Genomic DNA, 25659 nt, shown 5'->3' on the forward strand with positions numbered 1-25659 from the left:
TGATGAGCTTAACTGACAGCATCATAGAACGAGAGCAGTAACATGGCAAAGACAAAAACAGCGTACGTGTGTACCGAATGTGGTGCCGATTTCCCACGATGGGTAGGGCAGTGCAGTGAATGTAAAGCCTGGAATACAGTATCGGAAGTGCGTTTAGGAACCAATAAAACCGCCACCACGGCGACTCGCAGTGGCTTTGCCGGCGTCACACAAGCTAAAGTGACGACGCTAAACGAAGTCTCTCTCGACGAGGTGCCACGCTTCAGTTCAACGTTTAAAGAGTTTGATCGTGTGCTTGGTGGTGGCGTCGTACCCGGCTCAGCGATTTTAATTGGCGGCTCGCCGGGTGCTGGAAAAAGTACCTTATTGCTACAAACCTTATGTCGGTTGGCGGGTAATATGAAAGCGTTGTACGTGACGGGCGAAGAATCGCTACAGCAGGTTGCAATGCGCGCCAAGCGTTTGGGTTTGCCGATGGATAAATTACGGATGCTTGCGGAAACCTCAGTAGAAACCATCTGCCAGCTTGCCGACCAAGAAAAGCCACAGCTGATGGTGATCGATTCGATACAAGTGATGCATTTAGATGACATTGCATCCGCACCTGGAAGCGTCTCGCAAGTGCGTGAATCGGCGGCTTACTTAACCCGTTACGCTAAGCAGAAAGGTGTTGCCATTATTATGGTGGGGCATGTGACCAAGGATGGTTCGTTGGCAGGCCCCAAGGTACTCGAACATTGTATCGATTGTTCGGTTATTTTAGACGGTTCTTCTGATAGTCGCTATCGCACGCTGCGCGGCACTAAAAACCGCTTTGGCGCGGTTAACGAACTCGGTGTGTTTGCGATGACAGGAAGCGGTTTAAAAGAGGTCTCTAACCCATCGGCGATTTTCTTGCAGCGTGGTGAGGAGCAAGGCAACGGCTCCGTGGTGACGGTGATTTGGGAGGGAACGCGGCCACTACTTGTTGAGATTCAAGCGTTAGTGGACTACTCGGCACTGGCGAACCCGCGACGCGTCGCGGTTGGCTTGGAGGCGACACGATTGGCATTATTGTTGGCCGTGTTGCACCGTCATGGTGGTTTACAGGTTTCCGATCAGGATGTTTTTGTCAATGTGGTGGGGGGCGTTAAGGTCTCTGAAACATCAGCAGATTTGGCACTTATGCTTGCTATTGTATCGAGCTTTAAAGGCGAGCCGCTGGCGCGTGAACTTATTATTTTAGGTGAAGTGGGGCTGGCAGGCGAGATTCGTCCCGTCCCCAACGGTTTAGAGCGACTTAATGAAGCGGCCAAACACGGTTTTAAGCGCGCTATCGTGCCGCACGGGAACGCGCCTAAACAAACGATTGAGGGCATGCAGGTGACGCCGGTTAAGAATTTACAGGAAGCGTTGGATGCGATTTAAGTGGCTGATTGCATGCCTGTTAGTCAGTGTCGTGTGTTCAGCGCAAAGTAAACCGCGCTGGGTCAGTTTAAACCAGTGCTTAGACTATCTGCTTGTTGACTGGGCGCCTGACCAGCTTGTCGGCGTCACGGGATTGGATGAGACCGTCATTTCGGCATCACGCAGTGCTCATTTCGGACGTTTAGAGCGGATCCTAAGGTTAAAGCCCGACCGCGTGTTTGCTACTGAGTACAACAATCCAAAACTGATTCAGTTGCTTAAGAAATACACGCACGTCGAGGTGTTACCGCAGCCACAAAACCTAGAACAGTACCGAGAATGGATACAGCAGCTCAGCCAGTACACGGCGCTTGCATCGCATGCAAGGGCACATCAGTTGCGTTTGGAAGCAAGCCTGCGAGCGGCACAGCACGTCACGCAAGATGTCGTTATCTTGATGCCGAACCAGTTTAGTTGGGGGCGATCGAGTTGGGCAGACGAGTTAATTCGTGCGATGCATTGGAATAACTTAGCCGCCCCTCTTGGTAACAATCTTGTATCGTTAACGCTAGAAGAGGTGATTTATCTAGACCCCGATCGCTTTATCCTAGAAGGGTTTAGTCAGGCCAATTATGCATTGGCGAATCAGTGGCTTTACCATCCGTTACTTCAGCAACGGTTGTCCGAAGTACCTACTCAGCAAATTCCCGCCCGACTGGCGTCGTGTCCCGTGGTGTTTGCCAACCAATATTTACAAGCGATTCAGGGAACAGAATGAAATTGAGTTCGCGGCAGTGTATTTTTAGTTTGGTGATTCTTTTCGTTGGGCTCAGCGCGCTGCAGCTTACTGTTGCAGAGACACCGCTTAATTGGTGGTCTCCTAATGCGCTTGAGCAAAACATTATTTGGGATATCCGCATTCCGCGTACTGTATTAACTTGGGTGATTGCGATTGCTTTAGGGTTCGCTGGCGCAGTGATGCAATTGTTGCTTCGTAATCCTTTAGCAGAGCCGGGTATCACGGGCGTATCGGGGTGTGCCGCTTTAGTAACTATTGCATGTCTCTATTTTGGCTGGCTCCCAGCGTATTCGTTTGGGCTTCCAGCACTCGCGTTAGTCGGTGGATTAACTGGGGTGGGTTTATTGATGCTATTGGCCGGCGAGCGTGCTTCGCCCACACGCGTCATCTTAGCGGGGGTTGCGATTGCAACCATGAGCAGTGCCGGAATGGGTCTGTTGCTCTATTTAGCGCCTAATCCGTTTGCTTTTCAGGAGTGGGCGTTTTGGCATATGGGAAGTTTAGCCAACAAAAGCTGGCACTCGGTGCTATTAGCGCTACCCGGTGTTGCGCTGGCGGTTCCGCTGATTTGGTTTGGACGGCGGTTTTTGTACGCATTGACGTTATCGGAAGAAACCGTTGAAACAATGGGATTCAATGTCGCGCGTTATCGCAATTTGATGCTGCTGGCAGTGGCGCTACTGACAACGGCTTCAGTGGTAGCGGCAGGCGTTATTGGTTTTGTAGGTTTATTAGCGCCCCATGCGGTTAGGTTACTCGGATTCAATCATCCCAAGTATGTGTTATGGCTGTCGCCGTTAACATCCGTTTTATTGCTAGTGAGTTTTGACACTTTGGCGCAACTGGTAAGCACGGCGCGCGAATTACCCGTGGGGGTATTGGCTGCACTGGTGGGGGCACCGTTACTGATCGTTTTATTAATGCGGGAGCGCGGCAGACATGCTTGAGATCCATAACTTGTCGCTAGTGGGTATTACGCGTCCACGCTTACAAGGTATCGAGTTGACGTTATCCCAACATCAGTTGGTGGGTGTTATTGGCGCTAATGGCGCCGGAAAAAGTTCGCTACTGCGCTGCATCGCAGCGGTTGAACCGCGTCTCGAGGGAGAAATTCGGTTTAATAGCCGCGATTGGCTCAGTTTATCTCACCGTCGGCGACAGCAAAGCTTGGGTTACCTGCCGCAGACTGAGACGCCAGAATGGGATATTCGCATTGATGAGCTCGTTAACCTTACCGCTCAGCATTCACGCGAGCAATTAGATGCGCATCTGCGTAATTATGAACTGTTGGCGTTGCGCGACCGTCGTGTTTCGCAAGTCTCGGGCGGTGAACGACAACGCGCATTATTGGCACGAGCGACAATCACCCAACCTGAGCTACTTATTTGCGACGAACCAGTGAGTGGATTGGATGTAGCTCATCAACTGACAATGATGCAGCAGCTTAAAACTCACGCTCAAGGTCGAGGGCTGGTGCTTGTTGCTATTCATGATCTTGCGCTTGCAGCACGGTTTTGCGACCAGTTATTACTCATGCATGATGGACAATTGGTCGCATTAGGTGAGCCATTTGAGGTGTTAACTGAGGCCAATTTGGCGCATTGTTTTGGTGTTCGTGCGGAGTGGGTTTGTAAAACCAACGGCGTTGGTTGGATACCGACGCCGTTGGTAACAGAGACCGATTAACCGATAGGTTTATACTTAATACGGTGAGGCTCCATTGCCTGCTCACCGAACTTCTCTTTCATGTAAGCTTCATAATCGCTGTAGTTACCTTCGTAGAAGACGACTTCAGCTTCATCACGGTAATCGAGAATATGTGTTGCGATACGGTCTAAGAACCAGCGGTCGTGCGAGATAACTAACGCAGAACCCGGGAATTCTAGGATCGCCTCTTCGAGTGCACGTAATGTTTCGACGTCGAGGTCGTTGGTCGGTTCGTCCAATAAAAGTACGTTGCCGCCAGCTTTAAGCAGCTTAGCTAGGTGAACACGATTGCGCTCACCACCCGATAACTCGCCAATCCGTTTTTGCTGATCGGTACCTCTGAAATTAAACCGTCCAACGTAAGCACGACCTTGTACTTCGAAGCCACCAATACGCAGGATGTCGTTGCCGTCGGTGATCTCTTGGAACACCGTTTTACTGTCATCCATACTGTCACGGAACTGATCGACGCTGGCTAACTGAACCGTTTCGCCGACTTCGATTGAACCGCTGTCGGGCTGTTCTTGACCACTGATCATACGGAATAAGGTTGATTTACCCGCACCGTTCGGACCGATGATACCGACAATTGCACCTTTAGGTACGCTAAAGCTCAAATTATCAATCAATTGGCGACTTTCATAAGCTTTACTAATACCGTTAACGTCAATGACCTTATCACCCAAGCGTGGACCTGGTGGAATAAATAGTTCATTGGTTTCGTTACGTTTTTGGTAATCACTGCTTTGCAGCTCTTCAAAGCGTGCCATACGCGCTTTGCTCTTAGCTTGGCGACCTTTCGGATTGGTGCGGACCCATTCAAGCTCTTGCTTGATTGTGCGTTGACGCGCTTTTTCTTGACGCTCTTCTTGCGCAAGACGCTTGTCTTTTTGCTCCAACCACGATGAGTAGTTGCCTTCCCAAGGAATGCCGTAACCACGGTCAAGCTCTAGGATCCAGCCCGCCACGTTATCTAAGAAGTAACGGTCGTGGGTAATAGCAACGACGGTTCCTGTGTAATCGTGCAAGAAACGCTCTAGCCACGCGACTGATTCAGCATCTAAGTGGTTAGTCGGCTCATCGAGCAACAACATGTCAGGTTTTGAAAGCAATAAGCGGCAGATCGCTACACGGCGGCGTTCACCCCCAGAGAGATTACCGATTTTTGCATCCCAGTGTGGCAAACGCAGGGCATCTGCAGCACGGTCGAGGATATTCTCGATATTGTGACCATCTTTGGCTTGGATTAATGCCTCGAGCTGTGCCTGTTCTTTTGCCAGCGCATCAAAGTCAGCATTTTCATCGGCGTAGGCCGCGTAAACTTCATCTAGGCGTGCAAACGCATCTTTAACATCGGCGACCGCTTCTTCTACCGTTTCCTTGACGGTTTTCTCTTCGTCAAGCTGTGGTTCCTGTGGTAAGTAACCGATGTTAATGCCGGCGAGAGGACGTGCCTCGCCTTCAAATTCAGTATCCACGCCCGCCATAATGCGAAGCAAGGTTGATTTACCCGCACCGTTAAGGCCGAGCACACCAATTTTGGCACCTGGAAAAAATGATAACGAAATATCTTTTAAGATAGTTTTTTTGGGTGGAACAACTTTGCTCACCCGCGACATTGAATAGATATATTGCGCCATAGCGACGAACATTCCTACTGTTGGATTGAAAATGAGGTCTAGTTTACTGGTAAATACAGCAAATGCCCAAATTTGTTGCCGAATTTTTTCTGAAGGCATGTGATGGTTTGCTAGGCAGTTTGGGGTATTTTGCGGTAAACTGCACGTCATAATTTAGCTAATGAAACTGATGGATGTCCGAGATGCAGAAAAAAGATCAGACAATTGCCGCGTTCGACGCGGAGTTATGGCAAGCAATGAGTCAGGAAGTTGAGCGTCAAGAACAACACATTGAGCTGATTGCTTCAGAAAACTACACCAGCCCACGTGTGCTTGAAGCACAAGGTTCGCAGTTGACCAATAAGTACGCAGAAGGCTATCCGCACAAGCGTTACTATGGTGGGTGTGAATACGTGGACGTGGTTGAGGATCTCGCCATTGAACGCGCTAAAGAATTGTTTGGTGCTAAGTATGCAAACGTACAGCCGCACTCTGGTTCGCAAGCGAACACTGCGGCATTTATGGCATTGATGGAAGCGGGCGATACGTTCTTAGGTATGAGCCTGGCACACGGTGGCCATTTAACGCATGGTGCGGGCGTCAACTTCTCGGGTAAACTATATAACGCTGTTCAATATGGTATTTCCGAAGAGACTGGCGAAATTGACTACAACCAAGTCGAGGCGTTAGCTAGAGAACACAATCCTAAGGTGATCGTCGCAGGCTTTTCTGCCTACTCGGGTATTGTTGACTGGCAGCGCTTTAGACAAATCGCTGATGAAGTAGGTGCGTATTTGTTGGTCGATATGGCGCATGTTGCAGGTTTGGTTGCTGCGGGTGTTTACCCAAGCCCGATTCCTTATGCAGATGTTGTCACCACGACAACTCATAAAACGCTAGCAGGTCCTCGTAGTGGCTTGATTCTCTCGGGTAAAGATGACGAAAAACTGCACAAAAAATTGAACAGTGCTGTATTCCCAGGTAACCAAGGCGGTCCTCTAATGCATGTTATCGCGGCTAAAGCGGTTGCATTTAAAGAAGCGCTTGAGCCTGAGTTTAAAACCTATCAAGAGCAAGTCCTTAAGAACGCTAATGCAATGGTTAAAACCCTGCAAGCGCGTGGCTACAAAATCGTATCCAACGGTACGCAAAACCACCTGTTCTTAGTTGACCTCATCGACAAAGATATCACGGGTAAAGATGCTGATGCTGCTTTAGGCCGTGCTTATATCACGGTAAACAAAAATGCAGTACCGAACGATCCGCGTTCGCCTTTCGTTACATCAGGTCTGCGTTTAGGGACACCAGCGATTACACGTCGCGGTTTCAAAGAGTCGGAAGCTGAGCAAGTAGCTCATTGGATCTGTGATGTATTGGATGACATCAACAACGAGCAAACAATTGAACGTGTTCGTAACGATGTTAAAACTTTATGCGCAGAGTTCCCTGTTTATAAATAACCTTTAAAAAGGAGCGCGCCATGCACTGTCCATTCTGCGGAACACAAGATACCAAGGTCATTGATTCGCGGTTAGTAGGAGATGGTGCTTCGGTGCGCAGACGTCGCGAATGTAGCCACTGCCGCGAGCGTTTCACTACTTTTGAGACCGCTGAATTGGTGATGCCTCGCGTGATCAAATCAGATGGCGGGCGGGAGCCGTTTAACGAAGATAAATTGCGTAACGGATTATTACGCGCACTGGAAAAGCGACCCGTAAGCCTCGAGAAAATGGAGCAAGCGGTCAACAAGATTAAATCCAGTATTCGAGCTACGGGTGAGCGCGAAATCACGTCCAATTTTATTGGTAACTTGGTGATGGACAACTTAAAACAGATCGACAAGGTCGCCTATGTGCGGTTTGCGTCGGTTTATCGCTCGTTCGAAGATATCAAAGAGTTCGGTGAGGAGATCGCACGACTCAATGATTAGTTTGGCACAAGACAAGCGCGATCATCGTTATATGCATCGCGCACTAGAACTGGCAAGAAAAGGGCGTTTCACAACAGGCCCGAATCCCGCTGTCGGTTGCGTAGTCGTCAAAGACGAACATATTGTCGGCGAGGGTTGGCACCAAAAGGCTGGCGAGCCACATGCTGAAGTGTTCGCTCTGCAGCAAGCAGGCGCGCTAGCAGAACAAGCGACCGCATATGTCACCCTTGAACCTTGCAGCCATCATGGCCGAACTCCCCCATGTGTTGATGCGCTCATCGAAGCCAAGGTTGCCCGGGTGGTCATCGCAATGCAGGATCCAAACCCCGTGGTATCAGGGCGAGGAATTCATAAGTTGCATGATGCCGATATTGAAGTGCGCGTGGGTTTATTCGAAGCAGCCGCGCGTGCGCTCAACCCTGGCTTTATTCACCGCATGCAAACCCAAATGCCCTTTGTCCGGGTGAAGCTAGCGAGTTCACTGGATGGTCGCACGGCACTGAATAACGGCGTAAGCCAATGGATTACAGGTGAGTCGGCACGCGCTGACGTGCAGGTTTGGCGAGCACAAGCGGATGCTATATTGACCGGTGCCGATACCGTGTTAACCGATAATCCACGCCTCAACGTGCGCCCCGAACAATGGCCTGAAGGTGTAGAACTGCCATTGTTTTTTAAGCAACCGGTCAGGGTCATCATTGATGGCAAGAATCGTGTTCATGATGACTTGCGGTTATTTGAAGTGGATGCCCCTGTATTTGTTATTCGGACCCATGAGGGCACACCGTCGCGTCATAATCACTGTCACGAGATTATTGCAAAAGCCGATAATCATGGTCGAGTGGATCTGCGTGATGCGTTAAAAAAACTTGCATTGCGTGAAATCAATTCGGTGTGGACTGAATGTGGCGGTCAGTTAGCGGGGGCGCTTTTTGATGCTCAGCTAGTCAATGAATTGGTCTATTATCAAGCGAACAAAGTATTAGGCAGTGACGCGCGCAGCATGATCGCGTTGCGTGAACTGACTCAACTAGAGGATGCGCTCTCATTTAACGTGCTGGAGCGCCGAATGGTCGGCGAGGATATTCGCGTGATCGCTCAGCCAATGAAGTAGGAACTATTATGTCATTGCATTCGACAGAAGAAATTATTGAAGACATTAAGCAGGGTAAAATGGTCATCCTAATGGATGACGAAGATCGTGAAAATGAGGGCGATCTGATTCTCGCCGCTGACTGTGTTACACCGGAAGCGATTAATTTCATGGCACGCTATGGGCGCGGATTGATTTGTCTGACACTCAGTGAAGAGCGTTGTAAACAGTTGAATTTACCGCTGATGGTTGACCGAAATAATGCGCCTTACTCGACTGCGTTTACGGTTTCGATTGAGGCGGCAGAAGGTGTCACCACGGGTATTTCAGCCGCTGACCGTGCACAAACCGTGAAAGCGGCAGTGGCGCGGGATGCCAAACCGGAAGACTTAGTGATGCCAGGGCACATCTTTCCGTTGAAAGCCAAGCAAGGTGGCGTACTCAATCGAGCTGGACATACTGAGGCGGGCTGTGACCTCGCGCGTCTAGCAGGCTTTGAGCCTGCAGCAGTGATTGTTGAGGTGCTTAACGAGGATGGCACCATGGCACGCCGAGCAGACTTAGAAAAGTTTGCCGAAGCACACGACATCAAAGTAGGCACTATCGCTGATCTGATTGAGTATCGCTCTGTGCGTGAGAAAACGATTCGTCGGGTGGCTCAATGCCAGCTTCCTACCAGTTTTGGTGAGTTCACGATGATTACTTATCAAGACTCTATTGATCAGCAAGTTCATCATGCGTTAGTACATGGTGACATCAATGCGGATAAAGTCACGAATGTACGTGTGCACTTGCAAGATAGTCTGCATGATACTTTATCGACTGAGCGCGCCGCGAAGCGCAGCTGGCCGATTGCAAAAGCGATGCAATACATTGCAGAGCATGATGGTGTTTTAGTGCTGATTGGTCGTCAACAAACGCCGGATGACATTATCGCGCAGGTTAAAGAGTTTGAAGCGCAGGATCAGGGTCAGCACAAGCCAACTGCGTCAGCCTCTAATGCATCACGAAATGTGGGCGTTGGTTCACAAATTCTTGCGGATTTAGGTATTCACCAAATGCACTTACTGAGTTCACCTAAACGCTATTCAGCGCTGTCTGGGTTCGGGCTCGAAGTGATTGACTTTATCGAAGATAAAGCTGATTAAATTGCTGATAAAGCGCCGCATGAGTGGGCATATTGATGTCGACTTCTGCGGCCTTTTTTAATGCGTATCCGGTGAGCGCCTCGATTTCTGTTTTCCGCTTCGCCTTTACATCCGATAACATCGAGGACTGGTTTGCAGCCGTTGCCTGACAAACGCTTTCGACCAGTGATAGTAATTCACCGGCATTCACCCAATACCCCAATGCCTCACTTAACGTCACCAACTCGATGACCAGTTGCCGGTATTGTTGTTGGTACTGTTGTGCCAACAACTCACCATTTAGGCACTGATGAACCGCAGTTAGCGGATTAATAACGCAATTTAGACAGAACTTCTGCCACTGCCGAGTGTTAATATCTGGGTCAAACTCAAGCCGTGTAAACGCAGTGCGCAATTGTTTACTTAGCAGGCGATGTTTTTTTATATCGCTATCGATCCAGTCAACACCTAACCCTTTGTGCTCTGTGACCTCAGGGCTTCGAGTCACACCTTGCGTCGTTATCCATGTATAACAAGGGCGCGTGGTGGTTAAATCGACAAGTCCATTATGTGCACAGATGATGGGATATTGTTGTGGGAGCTCAATGCGATCCAGCTCTGTGAACACGTTAACAAGATCGTACGTTTTAACCGCAATAAACACTGCGTGTATCGCGCTTATATCACTCGGATCGGCGAAAGGGATGGCGCAAGCCTCAACCTTATTGGATTGATAACCACGAAACTGGTAGCGCAGGTAACTGTCGGTTGCTGACTTTTTACGAGGTAAAGTAACCAAAGGGAGATTAGCCTGTTGCCACTGATAGGCAACCAGTTGACCGATAGCGCCCGCGCCCATCAATAGCATCGTAGAGTGACTATCGGTCATTTGCCCCCCAGTGAGCATAGTAGCTGCGCTTTAAATAACCCAGCAGCAATAAGCTCGGTAATATCGCTAAACTGGTCAGCACAAAAAACAGACTCCAATTGCCATCAAGTTTATCAACTAACACGCCACTGTATGCCGATAGGGTCGTTCGACCAAAGGTGCTCAATGAGGCGAGCAGTGCATATTGGGTTGCAGTAAATGTGCGATCACACAAGAAGCTGATGAAGCCGACGAATGCAACTGTTGACCACGCGCTGGTAAAGCCATCGACCAGCACTGCCGCTAGAAATAAGTGTTCGCTTGGACCGACATTGGCTATCCAAGCAAACATCAGATTTGAGCCTGCCATAGCAATACCGGCGATAAGCAACCCTTTGAATTGCCCAATACGTAGGGTAACCAACCCTCCGAGTAGCGAAAATATAATGGTTATCCACCAGGTTACCAATTTTGAATAGGTGCCAATTTGCTCGTTCGAAAAACCGATTTCTTTGTAGAACACGATGGACATACGCCCTAAAAAGGCCTCGCCTATTTTAAACAGAAAAACAAATAATAAGATCTGCATTGCGAGTTTGACGCCATTGCGTTTAAAGAAAGAGCTAATCGGTTCAACAATGACGGTACTGACACGCTTGACAAGGGATAAGGTTGCGATTGTTTCGGCTTTGACTTGGGTGTAGCGCGCTGGTTTAAGCACTAACGTCACTGTTGCTAGCGCAAGCATCAGTGCCGCAAGCACAATATAGGCATCTTGCCACTGCCATGTTGTACCATCGACGAGTAGAAATGGGATGGCACCTAGCCCCGCGTAGCCACTCCACCAGCCCGATGTTGCCATAGCCGCTCCCGCGCTTTGCATACGGCCCTCAGACTCAGAAAAGGTTTCTATTCGGTACGCATCAATGGCGATATCTTGGGTAGCAGAACTGACCGCGATGAGTAAGGCGGTGATACCGACTAAGTGTAAGTTATCTGCAATCGACAATGTTGATATAAAAATACACAGCGCTGCAATGGTTACTTGGCAGAGTACAATCCAACTTCTGCGTTGGCCAAGCCAGCGATGGAGAAGGGGCAGTTTGACACTGTCGACGATAGGCGACCAAAGGAAATTAACGGAGTATACCGCGAACACAGCGCCAAAATAGCCAATAACAGAGCGACTGAGCCCTGCTTCTTGCAGCCATGCTGATAGGGCAGAGCCAATCATGACCCAAGGGAAGCCGCTTGATAGCGCTAAGAAAAAGAGCGCTATCACACGCGGCTGGCGATATACCTTGAGGTCAGTTATTAACGTGTGTTGCTCGCTCATTGCGGCACAATTTCAACGCGCTTTAACACGGGCGGGGTGGCCGGCACATCACGCCATCCGGTTTTTTCGTCAAATGGCAACGATTCTAGCGCCGCTAGCTTCTCCAGCACGTCCAAACCTGTAGTAATACGTCCGAACACGGTATAACCCCAGTCACCATCATCGGGATCTAACGAGGTATTATCATTTAGATTAAAGTAGAACTGCCGAGTTGCGGTATGTGGCTTACGTTCGCGTGCCATGGCAATAGTGCCGTAGCTATTCAAGAGGCCGTTACCCGCTTCGTTCACGATAGTCTCAAAGCTCGGCTTGTCCGAAAAGTCGGCATCATAGCCACCACCTTGAATGACGAAACCAGGCACCAACCGATGAAAAATTGTCTCGTTGTATTGTGCCTTCGCTACATAACGAAGGAAGTTAGCTACGGTAATGGGGGCCGCTTCGCGGTTAAGTTCAACCGTTATGTTCCCCTCAGAAGTCACAAAAATAACTTTTGGGAACGGGTTGTCCGGTTGCACTTGTGCTTGAGCAGTTGGATTGACTAGCACGAAGAAGCAGGCGAGAAACGCAATAATGATTTTCATAGTTAACCTCGGGGATCCATCAAACGTAACTGGGGATCATTAGCTACATCATTGAGTACTTGTTGTAATAGCCGTTTAAACTCTCTCTCTATAGTCGCTTCGTCTGGATTAGAGACACCTTCCGAGGTACTGGTTCCAGTAAATGTACGAGCAAACGACCGATTCATGCGTTGTGCTTCTACACGGATATTTAATTGATAATCCAGTTGATATTTCAACGCCGTTTCGGTGTGTTCCACGACTGCCTTATTAACCGATACGTACCAGTTCAAATCGCCTTGTCCGCTCACAATTCCCGACTGCTGAAATGCTTGCTTGACGATCTCGTTTAACGGCTGTGACAGCGCCGAAAACGCATTAGCTTTTTGTGTGTCTCGGTCGATGTGCCGGTATAAATAGCTGTGGGGGCGCTTATCTTGCACACTGAGGCGTGACACGCTGCCTGAAAGTTGTGATGTGATTGTCGGTGGTTCAACAATAAGATCGGAGTCAATCGTCGAACATCCACTGATAGTCATCAATGCAACGGCCGAGAGTGCTGTGAGCTTTATTAAGTGACGCATGGCTTCCTCGTTTTATTCATTCACGTAACACAGTTTCATGCTATCATACGGTAAAATTATGCCTTGCAAAAATGCTTTACTGATATTCAGCAAAGCGATACGGTGTCGAGGCAACGCGTTGTCAATGAAGTTAAAGGTTTTGTCGTGAAAAAATACGCAGAAATTACAGGATGGGGAAAGTGCTTACCGCCAGCAGTCATGACGAATGACGACTTGGCTACATTTTTAGATACCTCGGATGAGTGGATTGTCACGCGAACTGGAATTTCAGAGCGACGCGTCAGTCATGTCGGAACATCTAAGCTGGCGACGGTTGCTGCTCAGAACGCGTTAGCTGCCGCTGGGTTAGATGCTGAAGAAATCGATCTGATTATCGTTGGCACCTGTACCCCCGATGAAGTTATCCCGAACGTGGCATCAGCCGTGCAACAAAATATCGGTGCACCCAATGCAGCAGCCTTTGATTTAAACGCGGCTTGCAGCAGCTTTTTATATGCCATGCATGTCGCTACGCAAGCCATTCAAACCGGTGCGCACAAGAAAGTCTTGCTGATCGGTGCTGAACGCTTAACGCGTATTTTGGACTGGACCAAACGTGAGAGTGCGGTGCTGTTTGGTGATGGTGCTGGCGCGATGGTGTTAGAAGCCAGCGACGAAGAAGTTGGATTACTCGCTAGCCACATTAGCTGTGATGCCGATGCGCGCGATGTATTGAGTCTCGACTTTGGTTTGAGCTTTGACCGTTTTGGGTTTGACGGCATTATGCAGTTCGACTTTGTTGGTCAAGAGATCTTTAAGCGGGCAGTGAAGGGAATGAATGCGGCGGTCGAAAAGGTATTTGAGCAAACGGGCTTAAGCACCGAAGACGTCGATGCCTTGATTCCGCATCAAGCGAATAAACGTTTAATCGATTACCTTGCGAAGTTATGTAAAGTACCTTCTGAGAAAACCGTAATTAATATTCAAAACTACGGCAATACATCTTCGGCAACGTTGCCCATCGCGTTTTGTGAAGCGGTAGAAAACGGCACAGTTAAACCGGGTGACACCATCGTGTCAGCGGTGTTTGGTGGCGGTCTGACTTGTGGCGCGGGCTTGATTCGTTGGGGACAGCGAGTTACACCGGTCAACCCACCCACGTTTGAACTTGAGCCGAGTGAGCTGAGCGCACTGGATATGATTGTGCCGATGCATGAAAAAACCGCAGCGGCTTGGGCTAAGCGAGAAAAGTAATTTCATCCATTGAACTGAAATAGCGCTGATCTTGTGCTGAAAAGCTGATAGTCTCGTGAGAGTGGTACAACCAGTTTCATGAGACTTTTTTTATGACAGAACAACATATAATTATCGATAAAAAGCCCAGCGTCGTTACCATAAGGCTCAATCGACCCGACAAGAAGAATGCCTTTACCCAACAAATGTACTCGGAAGCAACGGCGGCACTCAAAGCGGCCGACGAAGACGAAAGCATCAAAGTCGTGGTATTTGAGGGAAGCGGAGATAGTTTCTCTGCGGGTAATGATTTGAATGACTTTCTTGCTATTGAGTCATTGGACGAGACCGCGCCTCCATTTAAATTCCTGCACTTATTGAACAAAGTCAATGTGACCATTGTTGCCAAAGTCAATGGTTTAGCAATCGGTATTGGCACAACCTTGTTGCTTCATTGCGACCTAGTGTATAGCGCGGATAATGCGATCTTTGCGTTGCCTTTCGTACAGCTCGGACTATTACCTGAGGCGGGCTCTAGCCTGTTGTTGCCACGTATTATGGGACACCAACGTGCCTCCGAACTGCTCTTGTTGGGCGACACGTTCTCATCCGATAAGGCACATCACTATGGTTTAGTGAATGAGGTAGCGTCAGCGAATGACTTGGATCAGCGCGTTGAACAGGTGGTTTCGCATTTAGTAAAACAGTCACGAAATGCATTACGGACCTCTAAGAAGTTGATAAAAACTGAATCAGATACAGTGTCAGAACGTATCAGTCTCGAGGCGGGATACTTTGCTAAGGCGCTGAGCTCTGATACAGCAAAGCAAGCAATCGCGGCTAAACTGAAGAAAAACTAGGCAGTCAGCGCACTGGGGCTTGTTTACCTTAGCCGAGTGCGCGATAATGCCGTTTCACGAGTTATGGTGACCCTGCGGGTCCCCTCGCGACACTAACTGGCAAACCCGGTCAGGCCCGGAAGGGAGCAGCCGTAGTCGGGGATGTGGGCGCCGAGGTGTGGCTGGTAGGGTCGCCACCCCCCTTTATTCTGTTGTATCCCATACATGATGGCTGGCTCTGAGTAGTTGCGCATGAGCGAGGATCAAGCGCGATAGGTTACGCTGATAGCCTCCGCCTATAACTGCCGCTACACTGATCCCGTGTTGCTTTGCGTAGTCTAAAACAAAGTGGTCCCGAGCATAAATTCCCTCTATTGAGATATCCAAGTGACCTAAGTCATCGCGACGATAAATGTCTACGCCGGCATCGTATAAAATCAGATCGGGTTTAACATCACTGACCAGCGACGTTAATGTGCGCTGCACGACTTCAAGGTAGTGCGCATCTTGCGTGCCCTTGGGCAATGCAATATCGAGATCGGACTCTGCCTTGGTGAACGGAAAATTTCGTTCTCCGTGAATTGAGCAGGTAAATATATTGGCATGCTCTTTAAGCAGTACTGCAGTGCCGTCACCTTGATGCACATCGGTATCAAATACCAATATCTTTAAGCTAGGATTTTCTTGGCTCGCAAGCAAAGCGCTAATAGCTAAGTCGTTAATCAAACAAAAACCGCTACCCCAGTCATGATGCGCATGGTGATAACCACCCGAAAAGTGAATCGCGATGCCACTGCGCAATGCGGTTTTTACGGTTTCGAATGTGCCGCCCGCTGAAGTGAGTGTGCGTGTCAGTAGTTGCGTTGACCAAGGAAATCCGACTTTGCGCCACTCTTTCTTATCGAATTGATAGTTAATCAACTTATTTATATATTCGTCGCTATGTGCGATCGATACCTGAGACCATGTCAGTGGTTGTGGTCGGATAAACTGGTCGTTATTGGCGCCATGAGCCAATGCCCATTGATAAAGCAACTGATATTTTTGAATCGGGTAACGGTGTCGCTCAGGTAAGTCGAGATCGCTGTAGATAGCGTCATAAATAAAAGGGACCATGGTTAGCCTTCGTCCATTATCTGGATTTGTTTTTCAACCTCATTAATCGCTGTTTGGCAGCGGCTCAAACGTTTCTGATATGCTTGGGCTTGTGTGAGGTCGCCCGCTTTCTGGAAGCCGTCCACTTTATTTTGTAGGCGTACCTCATACTGTCTATATTTCGCTAAAGTGCGATGCAGGTGACCGTGCTTGACCTCTTGGTGAGCGCGTTGGTCAAATTCAGCGTCAGGCGGTCGACTATTTTGTAGCAGCGAACTCAAAGAAAGTACCTGTTCGCTAATTCGTTGTGCTAAATACTGCTTTCTCTCGTTATCCCGAGTTGTTAGTAACTTATTAACTAATTGCTCAGTTTCATCAATGTAGGCTTCGGCGAAATGCGACCTTGTGGTGAACAGGTTCTCCGCAAACCATTGCTCTGCAAAGCGTTTATTCTTTTTTTGCTGATCAAATGCTTGCGCACGCTGCCGTAATAGCGCCAAAGTGCTTTTAAATTGTTGCAAAGATGTAGTCGCCATAATGTGCCGTAATGTTGCGGTTTTTCAGCATTCTACCTAAATTTAAGTGAGTATGCTTTTTAACAATAGAGAGACCGAACGGGTTAAATTGTTTAAATAACGTTGAAATTTGTAACCGAGTGTTGTTCGTCGATCAAAAAGTGATACTATGCGAGATAGGGTTCAGCTAAATAAAACTCTATATTAATAGTGAATAAGCTGAACACTTGATTGACAGGAAGTTACCGCTCGTAGCGGCTGGAAATGAATTCCGTTGGTAACATGGATAAGCGTCGCACGGCTATCATAACGCAGTTAACGCTGTTTCATCAGGTTGACAGCGTATGGTCATCGTGGGAATATTCCTGTGAATGTACGCGCTTTTTATGGTTGCGTACGCGGATAGAATTTAATCTTTTCGTCACTCAATAAACTGGTGTTTCACGTTATTTAACGTTGGAGCGGAAGTTAATTCAAATTGGTTGGGAACTATGACCAAAGTAATCAAGAGAACCAAACTCGCCGCAGCCCTTATGGGCGCAATGGCGGTTGCTGGCACCAGCGTTGCTGCTGCACAGCAAGTTGATGTAGCTAAGCTACAGAAAGAAGAGCAGCAGATCTTGAATGCACAAGAGCAATCACAGAAAAAGATTGATTCTCTGTATGAGCAAAGCCAAGATTTGTTGATTGAGTATCGCTCTGTTGTTGCTGAATACGAGAACCTCAAGGTCTACAACGACCACGTGGCTCGTTTGGTTGCTGACCAGCAGTCGAACATCGATTCACTTCAGCGTCAGATCGACACCATTGAAGAAACCAAGCAAGGCGTGGTTCCTTTGATGTATGAAATGATCGACGCGTTGGAAGAATTCGTACAGCTCGATATTCCAATTCACAAAGAAAAGCGTTTAGAGCGCGTTGAACGTCTTCGCGATATCATGGGTAACGCGAACGTCTCTACGTCTGAGCAGTTCCGTCAAATCATCGAAGCTTACCAAGCAGAGATGGACTACGGACAAATGCTTAACGCTTATCAGGGTAACCTGAACGTCGACGGTGAAGAAGTTGCCGTAGACTTTTTCCACATGGGTCGCGTTGTCTTCGCAGCACAGTCTTTAGACTTGAAAAATGCGTGGTTGTACAACAAAGACTCTAACGAGTGGACTAAGTTGGAAGACGAGTTCGTGAATCCTCTTACCACAGCGATTCGTATGTCACGTAAGCAAACTGCTTACGATCTGGTGAAACTTCCAGTATTCGCAGCGGAGAGTGCAGAATGAAAAAATTAGTCAGTTCTTTAATGATTGCAGCAGCAGTCACCCTTTCTGCAGGTACGACTCTCGCTGCTCAAGCACAAGACAACCAGCCAGAAGCAAAGAGCTTAGACGAACTGCTTCAATTGGTTGAGAAAAATCGTATTTCTTCTCGTCAAATCAGCGAAGAGCGTGAGCAAGAGTTCATGTCAGCGCGTGCTGATAAACAAGCGTTGTTGAACAAAGCTAAGCAACAGCTGTCGGACGAGCAAGCACGCGGTAAGCGTTTGCAAAACCAATTCTCAGAAAACGAAATCACTTTAGCAAACAAAGAGCAAGAGCTTGAGAATGCTAAAGGTACGTTGGGTGAGATGTTCGGTGTTGTACGTGGTGCTGCAACCGAGACTATCGGTCGTATCGCAACGTCAATCGTAAGCGCTCAATACCCAGGTCGTGAAGACGTCCTTCAGAGCTTGTCTGAAGCGAAAGAGCTTCCTACATTGTCTGAACTTGAAGATCTTTGGACTGCATTGTTAACCGAAATGGTTCAATCAGGCAAAGTTGTTCAGTTTGACGCAGAAGTATTTAGCTTAGCGGGTGGTTCAGAGCAACGTACTGTAACTCGTGTAGGTGTATTTAACCTGATTTCAGATGACCAGTACTTGACTTACAACGACTCAACTGAGCAGATTCAGCCGTTAGGTCGTCAACCAGATGGCTTTATCACTAGCCAAGCTGACACCTTCACTGATATCGAAAGTGGCTACGGCGGCGTTTACTTAGATCCGTCTAAAGGTCAGATCTTGGGTCTATTGACTCAGAAAGCAACCTTGACTGAGCGTTATCACCAAGGTGGCACAGTAGGTTATGTAATCACTGTGGTACTTATCATTGGTTTGATCATCTCAGTATTCAAGCTTGTAACTTTGACTGTTGTTGGTGGCAAGATGCGCTCGCAGCTTAAGAACATCGATAACCCTTCAGACAAGAACCCACTGGGTCGCGTATTGAAAGTTTATCATGAGAACAAGACTGCTGATGCTGAAAACCTCGAGCTGAAACTTGACGAAGCAATCATGCGTGAGACGCCGAAGATCGAAAGCGGCATCAACGTTGTGAAAATCTTCGCAGCAATCGCACCATTACTTGGTCTCTTGGGTACTGTTGTGGGTATGATTGGTACGTTCCAATCAATCACATTGTTCGGTACAGGTGACCCGAAAATCATGGCAGGCGACATCTCAATGGCGTTGGTAACAACAGCTATGGGTCTAATCGCAGCGATTCCATTGATTTTGGCTCACAGTATTGTGGCTTCACGTAGTAAATCAATTGTTCACTTGTTGGATGAGCAGGCTGCAGGCATTGTAGCGGCTCACTCGGAGAAGGAGTAAGTTCATGCTTTACCTGATGGAACTATGGGAATCTATCAGGGATTTTATTGCGACCGGTGGCGACGTGTTATACGTCGTCATGGGGGTACTCTTTCTAATGTGGGTACTGATGATTGAGCGTTATTGGTACTTAACGAGTTCATTCCCGAAACTGCGTAAAGATATAATCGCACGTTGGGACGCTCGTAAAGATACCACCTCATGGTACGCACATAGAATCCGCGAAGCATGGATTTCCGAAGCGAACGATAAATTGAATGCACGTATTCTGTTGATTAAGACTTGCGTTGCACTTTGTCCTCTAGTGGGACTGCTCGGTACAGTAACCGGTATGATTACCGTATTCGAGATCATGGCAGTGCAAGGTACCGGTAACCCTCGTCTTATGGCGTCGGGTATCTCGATGGCAACAATTCCGACAATGGCGGGTATGGTTGCAGCGTTATCCGGTATGTTCTTTGCGACCCGACTCGAGAGTCGTGTACGTCGCGCTAAGCAGAACTTGGTCGACAGTCTGCCACATCACTAAGAGAGTATTACTATGGCAAGAAATCGTATTCGTGAAGAGGAAGATGCAGCGATTGACATGACGCCGATGCTGGACATCGTATTCATCATGTTGATCTTCTTCATCGTAACAACCTCTTTCGTTAAAGAGGCTGGTATTCAGGTGAACAAACCTGAAGCAAACCAGGCCAACAAGGAGCCTTCAGCTAACATCTTTATCGCGATTCGCGATACAGGTGAGGTCTGGATGGATAAGCGTCAAGTTGACGTAGAACGCGTGGCAGCAAACCTTGAGCGTATGCTTGCTGAGCAACCTACTGACTTAGTGGTTATTCAGGCAGACAAAAAAGCTGAGCATGGTCGTGTTGTAGAAGTCATGGACCAGGTTAAGGAAGCGGGTATCGATAAGATATCCATAGCAGCGGAGACTAACTAATATGGTGCGCTTTTTAGTATCTTTAATACTAGGTGCGGCCGTTACGTTTGCTTTGTTTGCTTTTATGGCTTACTTAATCGGTGGGGGGGCTAAGAGTAACGAAGCTCCGCCTCCCACTCCGGTCATTGACATCGTAACGTCGCCGCCAGAGTCCGACGTTCAAGAGCGCCGGAGAACACCTCCGCCGCCGCCACCGCCGCCTCAGGCTCCGCCTGAGACGCCGCAATCTGAACCTGACACGTCAGATGCAGGTGGTATGAATATGAACATGGGCTTCGACGTCGATGTAGGTGGTGCTGACACTGGTTTGTCAGGCCCCGGCAACTTGTTAAATCAAGATGGTGACGCTACGCCAATCGTTCGAATTGAACCTCGTTATCCACCGTCAGCTGCCCGTAATGGCACCGAAGGTTGGGTTCAACTGAGATTCACTATCGACGAGCAAGGTGGTGTGACCGACGTTGAAGTAATTGACTCAGAACCTCGTCGAGTGTTCGACCGTGAAGCACGCCGCGCATTATTGCGTTGGAAGTATAAGCCGAAGGTCGTAGATGGTACGCCTGTTCGTCAGGAAGGTATGACTGTTCAGCTCGACTTCAACATGGATGGGCAATAAGAAATGAAAACTGTAATGAAGACATTTGTTACTGCCCTTGCTTTTGGCTTGGTTGTAGCTACCGCTCCGGTAGCTGCACAAGACCTTGGTCTTGACTTGCCGAGTAAAGAAACCGTTGAAGCGCAGAAGAAAGCTCGCAAGAACCAAGTCGCGTCTCAACGCGTTGGTCGAGCGATCATGGATGCGTTCGAGTTGTATGAGCAAGAGCAGTTGCAAGAAGCAATCAGCCTTCTTGAGGAAGAATTGCCCGATGCAGAAGGTTATGACCGTGCTTATTTGAGCCGCTTTCTAGGTACATTGTATGCGCAAGCAGAACGTACTGACGAAGCATTGCCGATGTTGAAAAACGCGGCAGACCAAGATGTTCTTGGTTGGAACGACCAAGCGGCCGTGCTCAAATTGGTAGGTCAGTTAAGCCTTCAAGTCGAGAAGTACTCACAATCAGTTGAATATTTAAAGAAATGGTTTGAGTTCACCGGCGAGATGGATCCTCAGGCGTTGTTCTATGTAGCTAACGCTTATTATCAACAGAAAGAGTTCGCTGAAATCGTACCTTTCGCACAAGCGGCATTGAAGTATGCGGATGAGCCTAAAAAGGACTACTACACGCTACTGATGGCCTCTTACTTTGAGCGTAAGATGTACGATAAAGCCATCGCTACAATTGAAGAAGGCTTAAACGTACTGCCGGAAACAATTGCATGGTGGCCGCAACTTGCACAAATGTACATGCTTAAGGAAAACCTGCCTAAAGCATTACAAACGATGGAAGTTGCATACTTAGCGGGTTATTTAAAAGAGGAAAACCAATTTAAATTGTTGGTTCAACTCTACGATAATGAGGGTATTCCTTACAAAGCCGCGACAACAATGCTTAAACACATTGAGTCAGGCGATGTTGAGGGTACAGCTAAGAACTACTCGACAGCAGCAAATAGTTTCCACCGCGCTAAAGAACTCTCTGATGCAGCGAAGTGGTACGGTAAAGCTGCTGAGCTTACGGATGACCGTGACGACAAGGGCGAGTATTTGCGCAAGCAAGGTAACTTGTTGGTTCAGAACGAACAGTACGTAGCTGCGACCACACCGCTTAAAAACGCATTGGATTTAGCGGAAGGCGATGACAAGGGTCGTATCTATATGTCACTAGCAGAAGCTTTCTTCTACGGTGGCGACTATCGTCAGGCATTAACGTATGTAAACGAAGCGGCTAAATTTGACAACCAACGTCGTAGTGCACGTAGCTGGAAAGGTTATATCCAGTCAACGGCTAAACGCAAAGGTGTTGATCTATAAAGCGAATGCTTTGCTAAAGCCCCGCTCAAGCGGGGCTTTTTTTTGCCTTTAATTTACAACGTCTCGTACTTTTATAACGGCCTGTTTTCGAGTATGATCTGCGTCGACTTTTTACGGAGGAATTCTCATGGGCAGTAACAATTACAAAGATCCTTCAAGCGGTAAATTTCTGCTTATCGCTGTTTTACTCTTCGTGTTTGCGGGATGTCTCCCACTTGTTTTGCGCTTTGTCCAATTAATTAGCGCATAAGCGAAACGTGCGTTCTGCACAAGGACTTTAATGTTATGACAATTTCAACGCTCGTGGTCGACGACAACGCCAACACACGAGCTGATATCGCAAGTAGCTTGTCTCACTTGGATATCAATTTGGTGTTTGCGAACGACGGACTTGACGGTTTAAAGCAGGCCAAAGAAGGCGTCTTTGATTTGATGATCGTCGATCATAAAATGCCACTCATGGATGGTCTCACATTACTCAAAAATCTACGTCAGCTCGAGCACTATCATTACACACCGATACTGTTTGTTACGACGCAAGATGTCACTGAGATTGAGCCGATAGCACTGAAAAATGGTGCCACCCGTTGCTTAAGTAAACCGCTTGAATCGGAATTCTTGAGCGATGTTGTAACTTACTATACTAAGCGTTCCGTTGCTTAAGGATATCTATGGATTTGATAAATACTATCCGAGATAGCATTCGAGCGATTCCAGACTACCCCAAACCTGGAATTATATTTCGAGACATTTCACCGTTACTTCAATCTGCGACGGCGTTTAACGCAACCATCGAAGCTTTTGCACAGCGTTACGAGGCCGAAGGCATTGACCAGATTGCAGCGGTCGAAGCACGCGGCTTTATTTTTGGTGCTGCACTCGCGCAGCGACTGGGATGCGGTCTCACATTATTGCGCAAACCGGGAAAATTGCCGGGACCGGTTGTGACAGAGCGCTATGCGTTAGAGTACGGTGAAGATTCACTTGAGTTGCAGGAAACAGCATTTACGCAACCGCAACGTGTTGTATTGATTGATGACTTGCTAGCGACCGGTGGCACCGTTGCCGCGGCTGCTAAACTTTTGTCTCGCACACAAGCAGAACTGGTTGAAGCCGCATTTGTTATCACACTTGATGACCTGCCAGGTGAACAAAAATTGCGAGAACTCGGCATATCGTGCTATACCTTGTGTCGTTTCTAATCAAATAAGAGGCTGTTAATGGCTTATCAAGTGCTTGCGAGAAAATGGCGTCCGATGCAGTTTGACCAGGTCGTCGGTCAACAGCATGTGTTGGAGCCTTTATTTCATGCGCTTGAGCAACAGCGTTTACATCACGCCTACTTATTTACTGGTACGCGCGGTGTGGGAAAGACAACCATTGCGCGTATCCTCGCTAAGGCACTCAATTGCGAACAAGGTGTGAGCGCGCACCCCTGTGGTGAATGTCAAAGCTGCCAAGAAATTGAACAAGGCCGATTTGTCGATCTGATAGAGGTCGATGCTGCATCACGTACAAAAGTCGAAGATACACGTGAATTGCTGGATAATGTCCAATATCGTCCAACCCGTGGTCGCTACAAAGTGTACTTAATCGATGAAGTACACATGTTGTCGCGTCACAGTTTTAATGCGTTATTAAAAACGCTCGAAGAACCGCCCGAACATGTAAAATTCCTGCTCGCTACAACCGATCCTCAGAAATTACCTATTACCGTTGTCTCGCGATGCTTGCAGTTTAATTTACGCGCGCTCGATCGCGAGCAAATTGTCGGTCAACTCGCTCACGTACTAGGCCAAGAAAAAGTCGTATACGATAAGCAGGCACTTACATTGCTCGCGCAATCGGCCAAAGGAAGTATGCGTGATGCGTTGAGTTTAACTGATCAAGCAATCGCGCAAGGACAAGGCGAGGTTAAAACTGATTCAGTGCAACGCATGTTGGGTCACCTTGCAGATGCGCGAGTACACCCGTTGCTCGATGCGCTCGCCGATGGTGATAATGGGACGGTCTTTGCTAAGTATGAAGAACTTAAGGGGCTGGTACCCGATCCGTTGATGATTCTTAATGAGCTCCAGCGTGTCATTCACCGCCTAGCATTAGTTCAACAGATTCCTGCAATGATGGGCGCTGAAGATAAAACTAAAACAACTCAGACTCTTTTGCGCAAACTGCCTGCCGAAGTACTGCAGCTCTATTATCGGATAATTATCGAAGGCAAAAAGGAAGCGCCTTTCGCCGTTGATCCGCAAAGTGCCGTTGAAATGACGTTGCTACGATTGTTGTCTTTCACCTTTGCGAGCGGTGACGCTCATTCAGATATGGACGAACAGCCGCCAACATCCGAACTCGATATGATGGCAGCGCAGGATGAGTCGGCGCCAGAGCCCTCCGAACCGGCACCAACATCAGTCGCATACGATCAGCAAGATGATGTAGACCCAGTTGATGATGAGGCGACTTTGATAGCTCAGCAACGCGATATCGAAGCGCAAGCTGAACAGCAGCGCCCGACTGCTTCTCCTGACGATAGTCTGACATCACTACTGAATATGCGACAGGATTTGTCAGGCAATAGTCAGCAGACTGAAAAAAAAAATTCTGAAATAGACGTTGAAACAGCTGCGGATGAACCTCATTTAGTAAGTCAGGAACAGCCGAAAGCGACGCTCAATACAGCGGGTAAAGTCGCAACCAATTTAGCCGAGATACAGCAAAAGTTTGACGGTTCGACACGACGCGCAGCGGATGTCGACAGTTGGTCTGCATTAGTAGACGCAACCGATGTGCAAGGGTTAACGCGGCAACTGTTGTTAAACTCGGTTTTAGAGAAAGTGGGGCATCAGCAATGGTGTATTTGGGTCACCGAAGAGCAACAGAGTTTGCTGAGTGAAAAAACGGTTACATTGGCACGACAGGCGTTAGCAGATGTGTTATCTGCGCAAGGCGAGTATAGCTTTAATATTGGCTCACAGCAGATGGTGACACCGCTGCTAATACAGCAGGCAATTGATCAGTACCGATTAGAGCAGGCTAAGCAGTGGCTAAAGACTGATACAGGCTTTAACGAATTAGTAAATACATTTGAAGCGGTGATCGACGAAACGTCTATCAGCGCACGATAAAATTTAGCAATAGAGGATATGGCCATGTTTAAAGGTGGTATGGGAAATATGATGAAGCAGGCGCAGCAAATGCAAGAGCGCATGCAACAAGCTCAAAAAGAGATCGCTGAGCTAGAAGTCACCGGTGAATCAGGCGCTGGTTTGGTTAAAATTACTATGTTGGGCAATCACAACATCAAGCGAGTTGAGATTGATGAGAGCCTAATGGACGACGATAAAGAAATGCTTGAAGACTTGATCGCCGCCGCAACCAATGACGCTGTTCGTCGTGTCGAAGAGACCAGCAAAGAGCGTATGGCTGACATTACCGGTGGTATGGGCTTACCTCCTGGTTTTAAGATGCCATTTTAAGCGACCCT

At 48.1% G+C, this 25659-nt stretch carries 27 protein-coding genes and 1 other RNA gene; 21 read left to right on the forward strand and 7 right to left on the reverse strand.

Translation table 11 applies throughout. The annotated features are described in order from the left end of the window. Window positions 1-42 precede the first annotated feature (42 nt). From radA to DFP83_RS08280, 4 genes are read left to right on the forward strand one after another with little or no spacing between them, the layout of a single operon-like run. Entirely contained in the window at window positions 43-1407 is a 1365-nt protein-coding gene (gene radA, locus DFP83_RS08265) for a DNA repair protein RadA (RefSeq protein WP_110574719.1), read from the forward strand. Next, a complete protein-coding gene (locus DFP83_RS08270) occupies window positions 1397-2164 on the forward strand; it encodes an ABC transporter substrate-binding protein (RefSeq protein ID WP_110574721.1) in 768 nt (255 codons plus the stop codon). The genes radA and DFP83_RS08270 overlap by 11 nt, the downstream gene beginning before the upstream one ends. Then, window positions 2161-3132, forward strand: coding sequence for a FecCD family ABC transporter permease (locus DFP83_RS08275; RefSeq protein ID WP_110574723.1), 972 nt, complete (start codon window positions 2161-2163; stop codon window positions 3130-3132). Before DFP83_RS08270 ends, DFP83_RS08275 begins: the two co-directional genes overlap by 4 nt. Further along, window positions 3125-3871 (forward strand): ABC transporter ATP-binding protein, encoded by a 747-nt coding sequence (locus DFP83_RS08280; RefSeq protein WP_110574726.1) that lies wholly within the window; start codon window positions 3125-3127, stop codon window positions 3869-3871. Before DFP83_RS08275 ends, DFP83_RS08280 begins: the two co-directional genes overlap by 8 nt. On the opposite strand, the gene ettA is transcribed toward DFP83_RS08280, so the two are convergent. Further along, entirely contained in the window at window positions 3868-5532 is a 1665-nt protein-coding gene (gene ettA / locus DFP83_RS08285) for an energy-dependent translational throttle protein EttA (RefSeq protein ID WP_110574940.1), read from the reverse strand. The two genes, DFP83_RS08280 and ettA, sit on opposite strands and share 4 nt — an antisense overlap. A gap of 182 nt (window positions 5533-5714) precedes the next feature. Here ettA and glyA point away from each other — a divergent pair, with 182 nt between their 5' ends. Genes glyA through ribBA form a run of 4 tightly spaced genes read left to right on the forward strand, consistent with a single transcriptional unit; the run spans window position 5715 to window position 9682 of the window. Beyond that, on the forward strand, window positions 5715-6971 hold the full coding sequence (gene glyA, locus DFP83_RS08290) for a serine hydroxymethyltransferase (RefSeq protein ID WP_110574728.1): 1257 nt from the start codon (window positions 5715-5717) through the stop codon (window positions 6969-6971). Between the two features lie 20 nt (window positions 6972-6991). Further along, entirely contained in the window at window positions 6992-7441 is a 450-nt protein-coding gene (nrdR, locus tag DFP83_RS08295) for a transcriptional regulator NrdR (protein WP_110574730.1), read from the forward strand. Further along, a complete protein-coding gene (gene ribD, locus DFP83_RS08300) occupies window positions 7434-8555 on the forward strand; it encodes a bifunctional diaminohydroxyphosphoribosylaminopyrimidine deaminase/5-amino-6-(5-phosphoribosylamino)uracil reductase RibD (protein WP_110574732.1) in 1122 nt (373 codons plus the stop codon). Before nrdR ends, ribD begins: the two co-directional genes overlap by 8 nt. A gap of 8 nt (window positions 8556-8563) precedes the next feature. Beyond that, a complete protein-coding gene (ribBA, locus tag DFP83_RS08305) occupies window positions 8564-9682 on the forward strand; it encodes a bifunctional 3,4-dihydroxy-2-butanone-4-phosphate synthase/GTP cyclohydrolase II (RefSeq protein ID WP_110574734.1) in 1119 nt (372 codons plus the stop codon). Here ribBA and DFP83_RS08310 read toward each other — a convergent pair. Genes DFP83_RS08310 through DFP83_RS08325 form a run of 4 tightly spaced genes read right to left on the reverse strand, consistent with a single transcriptional unit; the run spans window position 9660 to window position 13012 of the window. Next, on the reverse strand, window positions 9660-10550 hold the full coding sequence (locus tag DFP83_RS08310) for a ketopantoate reductase family protein (RefSeq protein WP_157981541.1): 891 nt from the start codon (window positions 10548-10550) through the stop codon (window positions 9660-9662). The genes ribBA and DFP83_RS08310 overlap by 23 nt on opposite strands. Beyond that, window positions 10540-11865, reverse strand: coding sequence for an AmpG family muropeptide MFS transporter (locus DFP83_RS08315; protein ID WP_110574737.1), 1326 nt, complete (start codon window positions 11863-11865; stop codon window positions 10540-10542). The genes DFP83_RS08310 and DFP83_RS08315 overlap by 11 nt, the downstream gene beginning before the upstream one ends. Then, window positions 11862-12449: a peptidylprolyl isomerase gene (locus DFP83_RS08320; RefSeq protein WP_110574739.1), complete on the reverse strand. Its 588-nt coding sequence runs from the start codon at window positions 12447-12449 to the stop codon at window positions 11862-11864. Before DFP83_RS08320 ends, DFP83_RS08315 begins: the two co-directional genes overlap by 4 nt. Window positions 12450-12451: 2 nt before the next feature. After that, complete coding sequence (locus DFP83_RS08325) at window positions 12452-13012, reverse strand: YajG family lipoprotein (RefSeq protein WP_110574741.1); 561 nt, start codon at window positions 13010-13012, stop codon at window positions 12452-12454. 144 nt (window positions 13013-13156) lie between these two features. On the opposite strand from DFP83_RS08325, the gene DFP83_RS08330 reads away from it, so the two are divergent. From DFP83_RS08330 to ffs, 3 genes are all read left to right on the forward strand, one after another. Beyond that, window positions 13157-14245, forward strand: coding sequence for a ketoacyl-ACP synthase III (locus DFP83_RS08330; RefSeq protein ID WP_110574941.1), 1089 nt, complete (start codon window positions 13157-13159; stop codon window positions 14243-14245). Between the two features lie 92 nt (window positions 14246-14337). Continuing rightward, window positions 14338-15084, forward strand: a complete 747-nt coding sequence (locus DFP83_RS08335) for an enoyl-CoA hydratase-related protein (RefSeq protein ID WP_110574744.1) — start codon at window positions 14338-14340, stop codon at window positions 15082-15084. Window positions 15085-15157: 73 nt separating this feature from the next. After that, window positions 15158-15254: signal recognition particle sRNA small type (gene ffs / locus DFP83_RS08340), an RNA gene on the forward strand. 13 nt (window positions 15255-15267) lie between these two features. On the opposite strand, the gene DFP83_RS08345 is transcribed toward ffs, so the two are convergent. Then, on the reverse strand, window positions 15268-16179 hold the full coding sequence (locus tag DFP83_RS08345; protein ID WP_110574746.1) for a histone deacetylase family protein: 912 nt from the start codon (window positions 16177-16179) through the stop codon (window positions 15268-15270). 2 nt (window positions 16180-16181) lie between these two features. Continuing rightward, on the reverse strand, window positions 16182-16694 hold the full coding sequence (gene priC, locus DFP83_RS08350; protein WP_110574748.1) for a primosomal replication protein PriC: 513 nt from the start codon (window positions 16692-16694) through the stop codon (window positions 16182-16184). 470 nt (window positions 16695-17164) lie between these two features. Between priC and DFP83_RS08355 the strand changes: the two genes are divergently transcribed. From DFP83_RS08355 to DFP83_RS08400, 10 genes are all read left to right on the forward strand, one after another. Beyond that, window positions 17165-17953, forward strand: a complete 789-nt coding sequence (locus DFP83_RS08355; RefSeq protein WP_110574750.1) for a DUF3450 domain-containing protein — start codon at window positions 17165-17167, stop codon at window positions 17951-17953. Beyond that, window positions 17950-19320, forward strand: a complete 1371-nt coding sequence (locus tag DFP83_RS08360) for a MotA/TolQ/ExbB proton channel family protein (protein WP_110574752.1) — start codon at window positions 17950-17952, stop codon at window positions 19318-19320. The genes DFP83_RS08355 and DFP83_RS08360 overlap by 4 nt, the downstream gene beginning before the upstream one ends. Before the next feature lie 4 nt (window positions 19321-19324). After that, a complete protein-coding gene (locus tag DFP83_RS08365; RefSeq protein WP_110574754.1) occupies window positions 19325-19849 on the forward strand; it encodes a MotA/TolQ/ExbB proton channel family protein in 525 nt (174 codons plus the stop codon). 12 nt (window positions 19850-19861) lie between these two features. After that, entirely contained in the window at window positions 19862-20263 is a 402-nt protein-coding gene (locus DFP83_RS08370; protein ID WP_006956494.1) for an ExbD/TolR family protein, read from the forward strand. Window position 20264: 1 nt separating this feature from the next. Beyond that, the gene (locus DFP83_RS08375) at window positions 20265-20879 is read left to right on the forward strand and encodes an energy transducer TonB (protein ID WP_110574756.1); all 615 of its coding nucleotides are present in this window, start codon (window positions 20265-20267) and stop codon (window positions 20877-20879) included. A gap of 3 nt (window positions 20880-20882) precedes the next feature. Beyond that, window positions 20883-22175 carry a tetratricopeptide repeat protein gene (locus DFP83_RS08380; RefSeq protein WP_110574758.1) on the forward strand — a complete coding sequence of 431 codons (1293 nt, stop codon included), beginning with the start codon at window positions 20883-20885 and terminating at the stop codon, window positions 22173-22175. A gap of 285 nt (window positions 22176-22460) precedes the next feature. After that, the gene (locus tag DFP83_RS08385) at window positions 22461-22838 is read left to right on the forward strand and encodes a response regulator (RefSeq protein ID WP_110574759.1); all 378 of its coding nucleotides are present in this window, start codon (window positions 22461-22463) and stop codon (window positions 22836-22838) included. 8 nt (window positions 22839-22846) lie between these two features. Next, window positions 22847-23377, forward strand: a complete 531-nt coding sequence (locus DFP83_RS08390; RefSeq protein WP_110574761.1) for an adenine phosphoribosyltransferase — start codon at window positions 22847-22849, stop codon at window positions 23375-23377. A gap of 18 nt (window positions 23378-23395) precedes the next feature. Continuing rightward, complete coding sequence (gene dnaX / locus DFP83_RS08395) at window positions 23396-25300, forward strand: DNA polymerase III subunit gamma/tau (RefSeq protein WP_110574763.1); 1905 nt, start codon at window positions 23396-23398, stop codon at window positions 25298-25300. Between the two features lie 24 nt (window positions 25301-25324). Next, complete coding sequence (locus DFP83_RS08400; RefSeq protein WP_110574765.1) at window positions 25325-25651, forward strand: YbaB/EbfC family nucleoid-associated protein; 327 nt, start codon at window positions 25325-25327, stop codon at window positions 25649-25651. Window positions 25652-25659: the final 8 nt, after the last annotated feature.

This window comes from Idiomarina fontislapidosi (assembly GCF_003226255.1).
Taxonomy (GTDB): domain Bacteria; phylum Pseudomonadota; class Gammaproteobacteria; order Enterobacterales; family Alteromonadaceae; genus Idiomarina; species Idiomarina fontislapidosi.

What these genes read in the sequence shown, in the direction of transcription:
- priC (WP_110574748.1), bottom strand. Translation starts at nt 16,694, where the DNA reads ATGGCGACTACATCTTTGCAACAATTTAAAAGCACTTTGGCGCTATTA.
- ribBA (WP_110574734.1), top strand. Translation starts at nt 8,564, where the DNA reads ATGTCATTGCATTCGACAGAAGAAATTATTGAAGACATTAAGCAGGGT.
- dnaX (WP_110574763.1), top strand. Translation starts at nt 23,396, where the DNA reads ATGGCTTATCAAGTGCTTGCGAGAAAATGGCGTCCGATGCAGTTTGAC.
- DFP83_RS08380 (WP_110574758.1), top strand. Translation starts at nt 20,883, where the DNA reads ATGAAAACTGTAATGAAGACATTTGTTACTGCCCTTGCTTTTGGCTTG.
- DFP83_RS08335 (WP_110574744.1), top strand. Translation starts at nt 14,338, where the DNA reads ATGACAGAACAACATATAATTATCGATAAAAAGCCCAGCGTCGTTACC.
- DFP83_RS08280 (WP_110574726.1), top strand. Translation starts at nt 3,125, where the DNA reads ATGCTTGAGATCCATAACTTGTCGCTAGTGGGTATTACGCGTCCACGC.
- DFP83_RS08360 (WP_110574752.1), top strand. Translation starts at nt 17,950, where the DNA reads ATGAAAAAATTAGTCAGTTCTTTAATGATTGCAGCAGCAGTCACCCTT.
- DFP83_RS08320 (WP_110574739.1), bottom strand. Translation starts at nt 12,449, where the DNA reads ATGAAAATCATTATTGCGTTTCTCGCCTGCTTCTTCGTGCTAGTCAAT.
- DFP83_RS08400 (WP_110574765.1), top strand. Translation starts at nt 25,325, where the DNA reads ATGTTTAAAGGTGGTATGGGAAATATGATGAAGCAGGCGCAGCAAATG.
- glyA (WP_110574728.1), top strand. Translation starts at nt 5,715, where the DNA reads ATGCAGAAAAAAGATCAGACAATTGCCGCGTTCGACGCGGAGTTATGG.
- ettA (WP_110574940.1), bottom strand. Translation starts at nt 5,532, where the DNA reads ATGGCGCAATATATCTATTCAATGTCGCGGGTGAGCAAAGTTGTTCCA.
- DFP83_RS08310 (WP_157981541.1), bottom strand. Translation starts at nt 10,550, where the DNA reads ATGACCGATAGTCACTCTACGATGCTATTGATGGGCGCGGGCGCTATC.
- radA (WP_110574719.1), top strand. Translation starts at nt 43, where the DNA reads ATGGCAAAGACAAAAACAGCGTACGTGTGTACCGAATGTGGTGCCGAT.
- DFP83_RS08325 (WP_110574741.1), bottom strand. Translation starts at nt 13,012, where the DNA reads ATGCGTCACTTAATAAAGCTCACAGCACTCTCGGCCGTTGCATTGATG.
- DFP83_RS08375 (WP_110574756.1), top strand. Translation starts at nt 20,265, where the DNA reads ATGGTGCGCTTTTTAGTATCTTTAATACTAGGTGCGGCCGTTACGTTT.
- DFP83_RS08270 (WP_110574721.1), top strand. Translation starts at nt 1,397, where the DNA reads ATGCGATTTAAGTGGCTGATTGCATGCCTGTTAGTCAGTGTCGTGTGT.
- DFP83_RS08355 (WP_110574750.1), top strand. Translation starts at nt 17,165, where the DNA reads ATGACCAAAGTAATCAAGAGAACCAAACTCGCCGCAGCCCTTATGGGC.
- DFP83_RS08315 (WP_110574737.1), bottom strand. Translation starts at nt 11,865, where the DNA reads ATGAGCGAGCAACACACGTTAATAACTGACCTCAAGGTATATCGCCAG.
- ribD (WP_110574732.1), top strand. Translation starts at nt 7,434, where the DNA reads ATGATTAGTTTGGCACAAGACAAGCGCGATCATCGTTATATGCATCGC.
- DFP83_RS08370 (WP_006956494.1), top strand. Translation starts at nt 19,862, where the DNA reads ATGGCAAGAAATCGTATTCGTGAAGAGGAAGATGCAGCGATTGACATG.
- DFP83_RS08275 (WP_110574723.1), top strand. Translation starts at nt 2,161, where the DNA reads ATGAAATTGAGTTCGCGGCAGTGTATTTTTAGTTTGGTGATTCTTTTC.
- nrdR (WP_110574730.1), top strand. Translation starts at nt 6,992, where the DNA reads ATGCACTGTCCATTCTGCGGAACACAAGATACCAAGGTCATTGATTCG.
- DFP83_RS08390 (WP_110574761.1), top strand. Translation starts at nt 22,847, where the DNA reads ATGGATTTGATAAATACTATCCGAGATAGCATTCGAGCGATTCCAGAC.
- DFP83_RS08345 (WP_110574746.1), bottom strand. Translation starts at nt 16,179, where the DNA reads ATGGTCCCTTTTATTTATGACGCTATCTACAGCGATCTCGACTTACCT.
- DFP83_RS08365 (WP_110574754.1), top strand. Translation starts at nt 19,325, where the DNA reads ATGCTTTACCTGATGGAACTATGGGAATCTATCAGGGATTTTATTGCG.
- DFP83_RS08385 (WP_110574759.1), top strand. Translation starts at nt 22,461, where the DNA reads ATGACAATTTCAACGCTCGTGGTCGACGACAACGCCAACACACGAGCT.